Origin of the sequence: Rhizobium sp. ZK1 (assembly GCF_047782645.1) — a bacterium.
Lineage (GTDB): Bacteria > Pseudomonadota > Alphaproteobacteria > Rhizobiales > Rhizobiaceae > Rhizobium.
This window is the reverse complement of record NZ_CP180588.1, coordinates 325,940-339,297: the sequence shown is the minus strand read 5'-3', so window position 1 is coordinate 339,297 and position 13,358 is coordinate 325,940. Positions and strand designations below refer to the sequence as shown.

At 58.3% G+C, this 13,358-nt stretch carries 10 protein-coding genes and 5 pseudogenes; 9 read left to right on the top strand and 6 right to left on the bottom strand.

The genetic code is table 11. The annotated features are described in order from the left end of the window. The first annotated feature begins 251 nt into the window (after window positions 1-251). Both ACK9YZ_RS34685 and ACK9YZ_RS34680 read left to right on the top strand, forming a co-directional pair. On the top strand, window positions 252-374 hold the full coding sequence (locus ACK9YZ_RS34685) for a hypothetical protein (RefSeq protein WP_416068579.1): 123 nt from the start codon (window positions 252-254) through the stop codon (window positions 372-374). Beyond that, complete coding sequence (locus ACK9YZ_RS34680) at window positions 374-631, top strand: AbrB family transcriptional regulator (protein WP_416068578.1); 258 nt, start codon at window positions 374-376, stop codon at window positions 629-631. The genes ACK9YZ_RS34685 and ACK9YZ_RS34680 overlap by 1 nt, the downstream gene beginning before the upstream one ends. A gap of 46 nt (window positions 632-677) precedes the next feature. Here the strand turns inward: ACK9YZ_RS34680 and ACK9YZ_RS34675 are convergent, their stop codons facing one another. Both ACK9YZ_RS34675 and ACK9YZ_RS34670 read right to left on the bottom strand, forming a co-directional pair. Further along, window positions 678-893 carry a hypothetical protein gene (locus ACK9YZ_RS34675; protein ID WP_416068577.1) on the bottom strand — a complete coding sequence of 72 codons (216 nt, stop codon included), beginning with the start codon at window positions 891-893 and terminating at the stop codon, window positions 678-680. A gap of 19 nt (window positions 894-912) precedes the next feature. After that, a pseudogene (locus tag ACK9YZ_RS34670) lies at window positions 913-1,017 on the bottom strand (transposase domain-containing protein); the annotation flags it as partial. 115 nt (window positions 1,018-1,132) lie between these two features. On the opposite strand from ACK9YZ_RS34670, the pseudogene istA (ACK9YZ_RS34665) reads away from it, so the two are divergent. Further along, window positions 1,133-1,921 (top strand): annotated as a pseudogene (gene istA / locus ACK9YZ_RS34665) (IS21 family transposase); the annotation flags it as partial. Between the two features lie 149 nt (window positions 1,922-2,070). On the opposite strand, the gene istB (ACK9YZ_RS34660) reads toward istA (ACK9YZ_RS34665), so the two are convergent. Both istB (ACK9YZ_RS34660) and istA (ACK9YZ_RS34655) read right to left on the bottom strand, forming a co-directional pair. Continuing rightward, the gene (istB, locus tag ACK9YZ_RS34660) at window positions 2,071-2,826 is read right to left on the bottom strand and encodes an IS21-like element helper ATPase IstB (RefSeq protein WP_416068576.1); all 756 of its coding nucleotides are present in this window, start codon (window positions 2,824-2,826) and stop codon (window positions 2,071-2,073) included. 12 nt (window positions 2,827-2,838) lie between these two features. Further along, window positions 2,839-4,350: an IS21 family transposase gene (gene istA / locus ACK9YZ_RS34655; protein WP_416068575.1), complete on the bottom strand. Its 1,512-nt coding sequence runs from the start codon at window positions 4,348-4,350 to the stop codon at window positions 2,839-2,841. A 187-nt stretch (window positions 4,351-4,537) separates the two neighbouring features. On the opposite strand from istA (ACK9YZ_RS34655), the pseudogene ACK9YZ_RS34650 reads away from it, so the two are divergent. The 3 genes and pseudogenes from ACK9YZ_RS34650 to ACK9YZ_RS34640 form a co-directional block, all read left to right on the top strand. After that, window positions 4,538-4,852 (top strand): annotated as a pseudogene (locus ACK9YZ_RS34650) (Mu transposase domain-containing protein); the annotation flags it as partial. Further along, a complete protein-coding gene (gene istB / locus ACK9YZ_RS34645; RefSeq protein WP_416068548.1) occupies window positions 4,809-5,543 on the top strand; it encodes an IS21-like element helper ATPase IstB in 735 nt (244 codons plus the stop codon). The pseudogene ACK9YZ_RS34650 and the gene istB (ACK9YZ_RS34645), both read left to right, overlap by 44 nt. A 142-nt stretch (window positions 5,544-5,685) precedes the next feature. Further along, window positions 5,686-6,519: pseudogene (locus tag ACK9YZ_RS34640) on the top strand (Tn3 family transposase); the annotation flags it as partial. Window positions 6,520-6,773: 254 nt separating this feature from the next. Here the strand turns inward: ACK9YZ_RS34640 and ACK9YZ_RS34635 are convergent. Continuing rightward, the gene (locus ACK9YZ_RS34635) at window positions 6,774-7,796 is read right to left on the bottom strand and encodes an IS110 family transposase (protein ID WP_416068574.1); all 1,023 of its coding nucleotides are present in this window, start codon (window positions 7,794-7,796) and stop codon (window positions 6,774-6,776) included. A 370-nt stretch (window positions 7,797-8,166) separates the two neighbouring features. Beyond that, the gene (locus tag ACK9YZ_RS34630; protein ID WP_416068782.1) at window positions 8,167-8,706 is read right to left on the bottom strand and encodes a peroxiredoxin; all 540 of its coding nucleotides are present in this window, start codon (window positions 8,704-8,706) and stop codon (window positions 8,167-8,169) included. A gap of 553 nt (window positions 8,707-9,259) precedes the next feature. Here ACK9YZ_RS34630 and ACK9YZ_RS34625 point away from each other — a divergent pair. The 3 genes and pseudogenes from ACK9YZ_RS34625 (at window position 9,260) to ACK9YZ_RS34615 (ending at window position 12,828) form a co-directional block, all read left to right on the top strand. Then, a complete protein-coding gene (locus ACK9YZ_RS34625) occupies window positions 9,260-9,934 on the top strand; it encodes a nitrogen fixation protein NifQ (RefSeq protein WP_416068573.1) in 675 nt (224 codons plus the stop codon). Window positions 9,935-10,043: 109 nt separating this feature from the next. Beyond that, window positions 10,044-11,372, top strand: a complete 1,329-nt coding sequence (locus tag ACK9YZ_RS34620; protein WP_416068572.1) for a dicarboxylate/amino acid:cation symporter — start codon at window positions 10,044-10,046, stop codon at window positions 11,370-11,372. A 245-nt stretch (window positions 11,373-11,617) separates the two neighbouring features. Beyond that, a pseudogene (locus ACK9YZ_RS34615) lies at window positions 11,618-12,828 on the top strand (cytochrome P450). Window positions 12,829-13,358: the final 530 nt, after the last annotated feature.

Below are 13,358 nucleotides of genomic sequence, written 5' to 3'. Positions count from 1 at the left end.
TGCGCCTGCCAATGGAAGGGACCCCGTTGCTGCCGTGGGGAACTGAAGTCTAACGATCGCGGCGTGACGACGACGCGATTTGTGGAGCGCGAAGGTTTGGCCAGGATGATTAACGGTGTCACCGTCTTCGGCCGTAGCATCCCAATCCCCGTGCACAAGAGGAATTGCGAAGGTCGTGTGATGGTTCTCGGCGCCAAGCGATCCGACAAGTCGGCTGCATTCACTGCTAATTTGTCCCAACGGATGAGGCTTTGATCCGGCCAAAGGCGTCGCACCGCTTTATCTACCCGCTCGGCAATGCAAACGACGCGAGCTATATCGCACCGAAGGTCACCTATTACGCGACCGGGCGTCCTATGGCCGATGATGCGTGATGAGTAAGTACGGTGCGTCAGTTGCCAAATTTGCCCTCACTCTCTCGCTGAGAGCTCTTAGCGGTTGGGTGATATGGCACTTCGGTATGCCGCTCGCCTGGTTCGCCGGCGCAATCATCGCCACCGGCGTGGCTGCGCTGTTCAAGCTGCCGGTGGCGATGCCTCCCTTGGCTCGACTGCCAATGACCGCTGCAATTGGTGTAATGCTGGGAGGGTCGTTCTCGCCTGCGGTCTTCAAGCATGCCGATTCACTGTAGGCGCTGTTCTGACAGCACGGTATTCAACGCTTGACGTGTGTCATTGTCACTGCAGGGCCGCAAGGCGCTCCGCTTCAGCCATTGCTGCGACTTTTGTTTTGAATGGCCCGATATCATGTTCCACAGTATCGGGTAGCCATTTCGCCAGGAACCACCAACCGCCGGGGCGGTAGCTGACGTTGCTTCGCAACGATCCGACGTCCTTGGCGAAGAACCAACCGGAATCAATTCCGTCCTGTTCCCAAGTGTTTTTCTCGGTCATGACATACCCGCTCGTGGACTTATCCGAGCATTTTATCCGGGCGATATGACCATGGCAACAAGTCATCGATCTGGCTGTTCGGATGGCCATTGACGATCTTGGTGATGACGTCCGTGAGATAGGCTGTGATTAGGCATGGAATAAGGACCCCGCAAATGGGGTGATCGGCGTCCAAACGGGACCCCCATCTGCGATGGGGTTACAACAGCCTCCGGTTTCATCGGAGGCTTTTTATTTGGATGCTTGTTGTGGAGACAATTCTGAAGATACGGCGGCTTTCCCGTGTGCAGGGTAAGTCGATCAAGGCGATCTGCCGGGAGCTGGGCATATCGCGGAAAGTGGTGCGGAAGGTTCTGCGCACCGATGAGACGGAATTCAAATACGAGCGGACCCGTCAGCCTCAGCCGAAGCTCGGCCCTTGGCGCGATCAGCTCGATGGAATGCTGCTTGCCAATGAAGCCAAATCCTCCCGCGAACGGCTGACGCTGATCCGGATATTCGAGGATTTGCGCGATCTGGGCTACGAAGGCGGTTACGACACCGTCCGACGCTATGCCCGGACGTGGGCGAAGGAGCGCGGGTCCGTGACGGCGGAGGCCTATGTGCCACTCTATTACGCGCCGGGCGAGGCCTACCAGTTCGATTGGAGCCACGAGATCGTCGTGCTGAACGGTGTGACGACGACGGTGAAGGTGGCGCATGTCCGGCTCTGCCATAGCCGGATGATGTATGTGAGAGCCTACCCGCGCGAGACGCAGGAGATGGTCTTCGACGCCCATGACCGGGCATTCTCCTTCTTCGGCGGGGCCTGTACGCGCGGCATCTACGACAACATGAAGACCGCGGTGGAGACGGTCTTCGTCGGCAATGAACGGCAATACAATCGCCGCTTCCTGCAGATGTGCAGCCATTATCTGATCGAACCGGTGGCTTGCACGCCGGCGTCGGGGTGGGAGAAGGGCCAGGTCGAGAACCAGGTCAATCTGGTGCGGGAACGCTTCTTCACGCCGCGGCTGCGCTTCAAATCCTGCGTATTCCGACGAAGCCGGCCATCGATTCCGATTTGAAGCCGGCCAGTCATTCCGATTTCATTCCGGCCGGCGTTCCGATTTGAAGGCGGCCATTTCTCGGACTGATCCTGGGTCTGTCTGATGTTTGGATCTGGTTTCGTTTCAGGTCAAGCTTTGGTGTTTTCGGGTGCGACTGGCGAGCGCTGTTTTCGCATGCTTTCGCCGGTGAGATCGATGCGATAGGCGTTGTGAACGAGGCGATCCAGGATGGCATCGGCAAGCGTTGGGTTTGCGATGATTTCGTACCAGCGATCCAGGGGCACCTGACTGGTGATGATCGTCGAGCGCCGCTCGTAGCGGTCTTCGATGATCTCGAGGAGATCGCGCCGCTGATCATCGTTGAGTTTTTCCGGTCCCCAGTCATCAAGGATCAGCAGGTCGGTCTTGGCCAAGGATTTGAGGATCCTGCCGTATCGCCCGTCGCCTCTTGCAAGTGCGAGCGTGGCGAACAGCCGAGGAACCCGGTGATAGGCGACGGAGAAGTCTTCGCGGCATGCTTTGTGACCAAGCGCGCAGGCAAGCCAGCTTTTGCCGACGCCGGCTGGCCCAGTGACGAGGAGACTGTGATGCTTTCTGATCCAGTCGCAGCCGGCAAGCGCCATGAACAGGTTGCGATCGAGGCCGCGAGCGGCCCGAAAGTCGGCATTCTCGATCTGTGCATCATGGCGTAGTTTGGCGGCCCTGGCACGGGCTTCGAAGCGCTTCTGTCGGCGCATGGTGGCCTCCCGTTCGAGCAGTATGGAAAGCCATTCTCCATGCTCAAGACCGCGGGCTTCGGATTGTGCGTCAAGCTCCTGGAAGGCTGTTGCCATGCCGTAAAGGCCGAGTTCGCGCAGCATGTCGATGGTGGGATTGCTCAGCATTGGTTTGTCTCCTCAATGAAAGTAGTCGGGGCCACGCAGATTTGCGTGATCAACGATGGCCGTCGGTTCGGTGGAATGGCGCGCGGCCCTGTGGTTGGCCAGGAGCGAGGCGATGCTCTTGCAGTTCAGACCGCCGATCTCGACAGCGCGAGCTGACACCGCCTCGGCCCGATCTCGCGTGATATCGCGAAACAGGCGCAGAATGCCCAGGCATGTTCGAAAGCCCTGTTCAGGATGCGGACGACTGGCAAGAACAGCAGTGATCAAACCTTCGGTCTGCGGCCCAATGGATGCAGCCCAGCGCCGAAAGCGATCGGGTGTCCACTCGGCATATCGCCGATGGGAACTGGGCATATGATCCGGGTCGGTTCCATGCCGAGTGCCGCCATACCGCCGCTGATGAACGGCGACGCGCTTGCCGCGGTGGAAGATCTCGATGGTGCGTGCCGTCGCTCTCAAATCAACCTGCTGGCGAATGAGGCCATGCGGTACGGAATAGAGGAAGGTCTTGAACTCGACGTGATAATCGGTCGACACGCGGACCAAACGCCATTCGGCGAATTCGTAGTCTTCACCGGGAAGATTGGCGAGCGCGGCGCGCTCGACACTCTCAAACAGCTGCCGGCGACTGACGCCGAGCCGGCGCATGACATGATCATTGATGCGATCGAGTGCCTGGCCAATGGCAGCATTAGCCTCAGCAAGCGAGAAGAACGTGTGATTGCGCAGACGCCCTAAGATGCACGATTGGGCAAAACGGACCCCGTTCTCAACTTTAGATTTGTCCCTGGGCTTTCGTGGCCGTGCTGGAAGAACGCCGACGCCATAGTGAGAAGCCATCATGCCGTAGCTGCGGTTGATCTCGGGATCATAGAAACTGGCGCGACTGACGCCTGACTTCAGATTGTCGGGAACGATCAGCCGGGGAACGCCGTCAAAGAAGCGGAACATCCGGACATGTGAGCCGATCCAGTCCGGCAGTGTTTGCGTCCAGGTCGCCTCCGCATAGGTGAAGCTAGACGCGCCCAGCACCGCCACGAATATCTCCGCTTCGCGGATCTCGCCGGTCTTGCGATCAACGATCGGAATCTTCTTGCCGGAATAGTCGACGAAGACCTTGTCGCCGGCCGCATGCTCCTGGCGCATCGTCGGCGAAAGCCGTTGCTCAAAGCCACGGAAGAGCTCACAAAAGCGACTGTAGCCGTAACCCTCTGGATGCGACCCACGATACTCCTCCCAGAGGATAAGCAGGGTGACGCCGGGCTTCTTGAGCTCGACGGCAAGCTCGGCCCAGTTGGGTTCGACGCGTCGTCTCGTGCCCTGTTTGACGCCATTGCGCGCAAAGAGCTTGTTCTCGAGCGCGTCATCGGTCAGTTCCCCCGGTAGGGGCCAGCTCAACCCAACTGCTGCTGCGCGCTGAAGATTATCCTGCACCGTACTGCGGGCTATTCCCAATACGACGGCGATCTCGCGGGAGCTCGTCCCGCTTCCGGCAAGCCGAAGCATTTGTCTTAATTGTCTCATGGTCAGCCTTCTCTTTGCCGGCATCAAAATGTCCTCGTTCATCGCGAGGTGATTGATGCCAAAGTTGCTGACCCAGGGGGTATCTTCAGTGTCGAAAACTGGCCGGATTTTGATTGGAATGGTGGCCGGCTTCAAATCGGAATGGTGGCCGGTCTTTGGTCGGATTGGCGGCCGGCTTCACGTCGGAATCCGCATCAAATCCTACGACGAGCTGAATGGCTGGCTGCTGGACAAGTGCATCAGCTACGCCCGTGCTCATAAGCATGTCGATCAGACGGAGCGCACGATCTGGGAGGTATTCGAAACGGAGAAGCCGCATCTGGTCAGCTATCCGGGTAAGTTCGACGGCTTCCATGCTGTGCAAGCCTCGATCGGCAAGACCTGCCTCGTGCGTTTCGACAACAACAAATACTCAGTGCTGTCGACCGCGGTCGGTCGCCCAGCCGAGATACATGCCTATGGAACGTTCGCAAATCCTCGACATGATGGGCACGCTGAAGCTGTTCGGCATGCGCAGCGCCTATGACGAGATCATGGCTTCCGGCATCAAGCGCCAGCACGAACCGCCGCGCATCGTCGGTGACCTGCTGAACTCGGAGATCGCCGAGAAGCAGGCGCGCTCCATCAAATACCAGATCACCGTTGCCAAGCTGCCGCTGGCCAAGGACATCGACGACTTCGACTTCACCGACACGCCGGTCAACGAAGGGCTGGTGCGCCAACTCGCGACCGGAGCCTTCCTCGCCGAGCAGCACAACATCGTTCTGGTCGGCGGGACCGGCACGGGAAAGTCCCACCTGTCCATCGCGCTTGCCCGTGCCCTGATCCGCAACGGCGCACGAGGCCGCTTCTTCAACGTCGTCGACCTCGTCAATCGGCTCGAGACAGAAGCACGTAGCGGCAAACAGGGGCGGCTTGCCGACTTCATCACCAGGCTCGACTTCGTCATCATGGACGAGCTCGGCTATCTCCCATTCGCCCAGGCCGGTGGACAGCTCCTCTTCCATCTGATCAGCAGGCTTTACGAGCGGACCTCGATCATCGTCACGACGAACCTGGCGTTCGGCGAGTGGCCGGCCGTGTTCGGCGACGCGAAGATGACCGCCGCTCTGCTCGACAGGCTCACCCACCATTGCGAAATCGTTGAGACCGGGAATGAATCCTGGCGCTTCAAAAACCGCTCTCAAAGCTAAAGCCGAAAAGACAAACAACCCGCGCCCGCAGGCCCCTGCGCTAAATGGACAGCTCCGGGCCTACGCGCGCTGACCCTATGCAACCAGAGGAAGGGGTCCCTTTTGGAAGCCGATATGGGGTCCCGTTACGAAGCCGATTGACATCTTCCGTGCGAGCGACCGGGCTGCAAAGCGCGGAGACATCAATTTGCATTACGGCAGCGAACCCGGATCGAAATTCTATAGCCATCTGTCTGATCAGTACGGCTATTTCAGCATTTTGCCCATCAGTCCGACCGAGAGCGAGGCGGCCTATGTGCTCGATGGGCTCTTCGATCAGGACACGGTCCTCGACATCCATGAATACTTTACCGACACAGGCGGGGCCAGTAATCATATCTTCGGGCTGTTCGCATTGATCGGAAAGCGGTTCTCACCGCGACTGCGCAATCTCAAAGACCGGAAGTTCCACACGTTCGAGAAGAGCGACGCATATCCGACCCTGTCGAACCATATCGGGGCGCCGATCAACACCACCCTGATTCTCGACCATTGGGACGATCTACTCCATCTCGCCGCGTCAATCACGACGCGGTCCGTGGTGCCGTCTACAATCCTCAAGAAACTGTCCGCATCTCCGAAGCAAAGCCATCTCGCGAGGGCGCTCCGCGAACTCGGGCGTATCGAAAGGTCGCTCTTCATGATCGAATGGTACTCAAGCCCGGCACTACGGCGGAGATGCGAAGCCGGTCTCAACAAGGGCGAGGCCGCCCATAAGCTGAAACGCGCTGTCTTTTTCCACGAGCGAGGCAAGATCCGCGACCGGTCGTTCGAAAGCCAGGCGTTCCGCGCCTCTGGTCTCAACCTCGTCGTCAGTGCGATCGTCCATTGGAATACCGTCTATCTCGACCGTGCAATCACACAGCTGAAACGAGCAGGTCAAGATATTCCTGATACTCTGTTGAAGCACATCTCGCCGCTCGGTTGGGAACATGTGTGGACGGCTCCTGCGGCACAGTGGTGATTCATGCGATATCTCTCGGTCGATTGCAATCATGTGTCCGGCCTACTCGTGCGACCTACGGGTCGCTGGCCATGATGAAGTCCGCAGACAAGGTCCCAAACACATCATCGGGCTTTACAAGCTCAATGCTCCCAGGGGCTTTCCTCGTCTCCGGTCCGACCGGCTTGATCATCACATTTCAGCACCTCTCCGCCATCTCGGACGTAAAGTTACGCCCGAAATCTCATTCAAGCCGCAACGGACTTCATATACTGCTGCTCGCGGACCAGGAGCGCCCAGATAATCCTCGCTGTTTTGTTCGCGAGCGCGACGGTTACGACCCTTGCTGGCTTTCGGTCCATCAGGCTCACAGCCCAATCGTGACTGGCGCTGCTTCCATCCTTTGCGAAACGGATTATTGCGGTTGCACCGACAACCAATAGCTTTCGAATATATCCGTCGCCCTGCTTGCTAATGCCGCTCATGCGTTCCTTTCCGCCGGAACTGTGCGGTCTTGGCGTCAATCCCAACCAGGAAGCGAAGCGCCGTCCGGAGGAAAAGTTTCTAATGTCCGACACCGCCGCGGTGATGGCGCTCGCTGTTATGGGTCCCACACCTGGTATCGAGAGAAGGCGTCGTGCTGCTGCGTCAGCTCTGACACTGTCTACGATCTTCTTTTCGATCTTTACGACTTCGGCGCCTAATCGCTGCAATTGATCAATAATCGTCCACAGCATTGCGCGCGCCAGCTCCGGCAAGCTGCCCTGGATCTCGTGAAAATGCTCGACAAGTTTGGGGACGTTCTTTGCCCCGCCAGCACCGATGACGCCGAATTCGCTCAAGTGCCCACGCAATGAATTGATCAGCATCGTTCTCTGGCGAACAAGAAGCTCACGAACCTTGTGCATCATCAGTACCGACTGTTGATCGGCAGACTTCGCAGCGACGAACCGCATCGTCGGCCGTGTTACGGCCTCACAAATAGCCTCAGCATCGGCTGCATCTGTCTTGCCTCTTTTCACGTAGGGCTTCACGTACCCAGCCGGCATGAGTTTGACGACATGCCCAAGCTTCTCGATTTCCCGAGCCCAGTAATGCGAGCTTCCGCAGGCTTCGATGCCCACAAGGCACGGTTGGATACCGCGGAAAAACCGTAGTACCTCGCCTCGCCGAAGCTGCCGCCGAACCATAACGTTCCCGAGGTTATCGATGCCATGTACCTGAAAGACATTCTTCGCCAGATCAAGGCCAATCGTCGTAATCTTTCTCATGAACTGCTCCTCTATCGTTTCTGACCGCATGCCACTATGGCACAGCGGTTGCGGAGCAGGAGCCGTCCATCTCAACACATCACATCAACCTTACCGGCATCTACACCTGGGATGCCGAACATCAGATGCCGAACGGATTTCGATCGCTCCGTCTGCCAGCCGGGCTACGGCGGGTCGCATAAGTTCTCATTCCGTTCGCCCTAAGCGTACGATTTCGGACTGCTCTTGTTCTGACCCCAGAAGGGCGAAGCGTAGAGGCTATAGCGGGCAGCGCGTCGGACGAAACGCGCTGACTGTGGGGAACTCCGTCTTTTGCCCTGCTCAGCGGCGGGGACATCCACAGAAGCATCAAAATCGTGTTGGGGACCGCTCAAGAGGCGGGAGCGGTCCTCAAGGTTTCGAGAATGTTCTGCGGAGAAGAGACCTCATAGGGATCGGACTCGCAGTTGTCAGAGAGACCTTCCTCTTCAAACCATTTTTCCACTACGCCATCATTGACCACGGCAGCGTAGCGCCAAGAGCGCATCCCGAAGCCAACATTGTGCTTTGCGACCAGCATGCCCATTTTGCGAGTGAATTCGCCGGAACCATCCGGAATGAGATTGACCTTTTCTACCCCTAAGGCCTTACCCCACGCATTCATGGCAAAGGCATCATTGACTGATAGGCAATAGACCGACTCAATCCCCGCATCCCGGAACTCGTCATATAGCTTCTCGAAATCGGGCAATTGCCGAGTCGAGCAAGTCGGGGTGAACGCACCGGGAAGCGCAAATAGAACGACGCGCTTGCCGCTGAAGTAATCCTCGGTTGTTCTGACTTCCCACCGGTAGAGATTCGGCCCCTTCACTGTCTCGTCGCGAACGCGCGTATGAAAGGCAACGAAGGGAATTTTTTTTGTCATTGGCATCTGCATTTCTCCTTCTTCATTGGCATCAGCATCCTTCGGAAGAGAACCGGCGTCTTCGCCGCGATTGGCAGCTTGGCGGCTACCGACGAGCAAGCAGCAAGAGCCGTGCCACTTGACATCCAAACTGCAGCAGCACTGCTTTGTGGCGCGCATGGCCATGTTGGTGTGCGCGTATTGCCTTTGGCCACAAACTCCAGCAGGCGCCTTTCAAGGCTCAGCCCGTCGGCGCGATGGGCCGGTAGCTGCTGGCGCGTACTATCGCCTGCGAGGCCGATTTGCCGCGTTACGGTTCGGCGTTTCCTGTTGAGTATCCGGCCGCTACTCTTGGCAGAGAACCGACATCTCATGTTATCCTTGTCGTCCTCCTGACACGGCCGCATCCCCCCGAGCTCCTGCCAGACTTTCGTTTAGTCCTTGAATAGCAACCACAAAATTACCTCTTCGGCTCGGCAGATTCGATTGGCACGACACTTGAACCGACTTGGCCAGAATTGCCTTGCGGCAAGCACCCGCGGGCGCTCGGTGTGGTGGAACGAAGAGGGAAGGAAGCAACATGTCAAATCTAGCTCAAGTCCGCGCTTTGTCGAAAGGGAGAACAGTCCTTGGAGCCGGAATCTCCGATCGGCCCGGTTGGCGACAATTGTCCAAACTTCTAGCCCCCGGAGTCTGGCCGTCCGTAGATCTCAAAATGGATTTCGATCAGTACGTGCTTACTTGTGTCCTTTCGCGTGCGCTTGAGGAGATCGATGCCGGCGAGGCAACTGCGACAGAGGCAACGGGCCTTTCGCAAGTCGAGCTTCGAGACATCGTGAACCGCAGTTTTCCCGCACCAACGATTCACGCTTTCTCCCTGGAAGACGTCAGCGATGCGGAGCCTGGCATGGAGGAGGAGCTTCTGCGCGGTCTGCTGCTCGCGCATGCTCGACCGGACGATCCCGCGAGCGTAAGTTTCGCCAAGATCATAGCCCGCCGTGCTTTACGCCACGACCATCTCTGGAGGGAGCTCGGCCTTTTCGATCGGGTCGAACTCAGCCGTTTGCTCTCAACCCATTTCCCCAGGCTTGCAGCCGGCAATACCGACAACATGAGGTGGAAGAAGTACTTTTACCGCAAGCTCTGCGAGGCTGAGGGATTTTCGCTGTGCACGGCGACCGCTTGCCAAGAATGCAAGGAAATGGAGAGCTGCTTTGCCCCTGAGGAAGGGGAAAGTGTTCGCGTGGAGCCCTAGTAGGAGCCAACATTGAGGTAGGCACCGCCGACTCCGGCTGCGGGCCGCTGCGCTTCGCCGATTCAGCGTGCCCGGTTTACGACACATGCATGCACCCGTGGAGGCTATCATGTCGATCGCAGAACATTACGCGGAGGTCCGCGGCAAGACACCCTTTTATCGTCACCTCTATGTCCAGGTGCTGGCAGCGATCGCCGCAGGCATCCTGCTCGGGCATTTCTATCCGGATATCGGCACTGAGCTCAAACCGCTCGGCGACGCCTTCATCAAGCTCGTCAAGATGATCATCGCGCCGGTCATCTTCCTGACGGTCGCGACCGGTATTGCCGGCATGACCGATCTCGCGAAGGTCGGCCGTGTCGCCGGCAAGACAATGCTCTACTTTCTAACGTTCTCCACTCTCGCGCTCGTCATCGGCCTGGTGGTCGCGAATGTGGTGCAGCCGGGCGCGGGTATGCATATCGACCCGGCCACGCTCGACGCCAAGGCGGTAGCCACCTATACGGCCAAGGCGCATGAGCAATCCGTCACCGGCTTCCTCATGAACATCATCCCGACGACGTTGGTCAGTGCTTTCGCCGAGGGCGACATTCTGCAGGTGCTCTTCATCTCGGTCCTCTTCGGCATTTCGCTCGGCATGGTCGGCAACAAGGCCGAGCCCGTCGTCCATTTCCTGCAGGCGCTGACGCTGCCGATCTTCCGGCTGGTCGCCATCCTCATGAAAGCCGCGCCGATCGGCGCCTTTGGCGCCATGGCCTTCACCATCGGCAAATACGGCATCGCCTCGATCGCCAACCTCGCCATGCTGATCGGCACCTTCTATCTGACGTCGTTCCTGTTCGTCTTCGTCGCGCTTGGCGCGGTCGCGTGCTACAACGGCTTCTCAATTTTCTCGCTCATCCGCTACATCAAGGAGGAGTTGCTGCTGGTGCTCGGCACCTCGTCCTCGGAAGCCGCGCTGCCGGGTCTGATGAACAAGATGGAGAAGGCGGGCTGCAAGCGCTCGGTGGTCGGCCTCGTCATCCCGACCGGCTATTCCTTCAACCTCGACGGCACCAACATCTACATGACGCTTGCGGCGCTCTTCATCGCCCAGGCAACGGACACGCCGCTCTCCATCGCCGACCAGGTCCTGCTCCTGCTCGTCGCCATGCTGAGCTCGAAGGGGGCCGCCGGCATCACCGGCGCCGGCTTCATCACGCTCGCTGCCACTCTGTCGGTCGTTCCATCCGTACCGATCGCCGGCATGGCGCTGATCCTCGGCATCGACCGCTTCATGTCGGAATGCCGGGCGCTAACCAACTTGGTCGGCAATGCGGTCGCGACCGTGGTAGTCGCGAAATGGGAAGGCGAGCTTGCCGGGGCGCATCTTGCAGCCGCCCTTGCAGGCAAGGCGCCGGTCCAGACCATGCCGGCGGTTGTCAAGCCAGCGGAGTAATGCCCTTGAGGCCGGATGATAAATGCCTTTTTTTTCGCGACCTGTTTCGCAGATCGCGCCCACTTTCTTGCGGCGCGACCACGGGCTGCCTGTCTGTGCAGCAGGTATTTACCCCAACCTTCCCGCATTCTTGATTGTCGCCCAAGGGGCAAAGAGCGATTTTGACGGAATTCTCCCGATCGGTTCCGCTCAGATCCTCGACGGCCCACGCAGTTAATGAGTGATTGACAGAAGGGACAAAGCGCGTGAAGACCAACACCATTCCAGATCATGTACCGCGCGAACTGGTGCGGGACTTCAGTCTTTCAGTTCACCTGGCATGGCTCCGACGCCTAACGGCGATCCGCACGCTGCCGTGGCCTGTGTTCATGACGGGCCACCGATCTTTTACTCTCCGTCCAACACGCGTGATGGGCGAGGTACCTGGGTCATAACACGCGCGAGAGACCAGCGCCGGGTGCTGCAGGATACAAGGACCTTTTCCAGCCATCGTAGCATCTTCGCCTCCGCACTGGCCGAACATTGGCCGGTCATCCCGCTCGAACTGGATCCACCGACCCATGGTGTGTTTCGTGCACTGCTAGATCCTCTGTTCTCATCCGAGCGGGTGATTGCACTCGAGCCGACTATCCGCGAGAGAGAGCGCGCTGATCGACCGCATAGCGAGAGAGAGCCAGCTGTGACGTCATGAGGGATTTTGCCTTGCCCTTCACGGTCAGCGTCTTTCTTAGCTTTCTGGGGCTTTCGCAGAGGCGATCCGAAGTATTTGTTGGCTGGGTAAGCGATTTCCTCCACGGTAACGCAGACAAGCGAACGGCAGCAGGCCGGTCTATCGTGGGCTTCATTGACGAACTTGCAGCCAGGCGCCGCAGGACACCAGCTTTCGATTTCATGACTTTTGTCGTGCAGGCGGAGATTGATGGCCGCTCCTTAACAGAAGAGGAAGTCCGTGGCATCGGTGTGCTTTTCTTGGTCGCGGGACTCGACACGGTCGCGGCTGCGATAGGCTTTGACATGGCCTATCTCGCACGCAATCCAAAGGACCAGGAGTTGTTGCGGAACGAACCGGATCGGGTCATGCTCGCCGTTGAAGAATTGCTGCGCGCCTATTCAACCGTTCAGATGATCCGCGTGGCCGCAAGGGATATCGTGTTCGAAGGCGTGCCGATCCGTAAGGGATTATGTTTCCTGCGCCACTATGTTTGCCAATCGTGATCCATCGGAATTCGAGTGCCCTGAGAATATCGATCTGGCACGACGGGGGAACCACCACACCGCTTTTGGCTATGGTCCACACCTTTGCATCGGAGCGCACCTTGCACGGCGAGAAATCGTCGTTGGCGTACGCGAAAGGTTGGCGCGCATCCCGACTTTCCGCATCAAAGAAGGTGCGGCGCCGATTACCCATAACGGTCATGTATTCGGGATCAGGGATCTTATTCTGACTTGGACCTGATCGGGAACCGGCCGTACGCAGACGCGCACGGCTCAAAACGCCCAGCCGCTCAACGACCTCCTCAACAAGCAGCGGCTTTAAGGCCGTTAAGACGACTGTCGCCTTTGTCGGCCTGACGACACAGGCTCGTTTGAGCCCATTTCTCGTATATCGCGGCTAAGTAGCTGAAAAAGACACTATAAATGCATTCTTTGGGTGGTCAGCCAGATTGGCATGAACTTTGAACGTGTTCGATTGAGCGGCGGCGCCAAGTTGCTAGTGAGCACACCACCACGGATCTCAGGTTCGAGTGGCCGCGGTTTCAGGAACCATTACCGCACATTCGGTTGAGTTCTCGTGACGCGTCAACGTGGAAGCATAGACCGTCGTAAGCGAAAGGGAAGAACGAGGTGATGAAGACCGCAGAAAGGCCGGCCCTTTTGGGGAAATCTCGAAAACTCCGTTGTCCGGTCCAGGCGGGGCAGCGATGAGCTTCGCGCCGGAAACCGCGTATCTTCGCCGATAACGCGTGGTCCTGCGGACACGCTTCA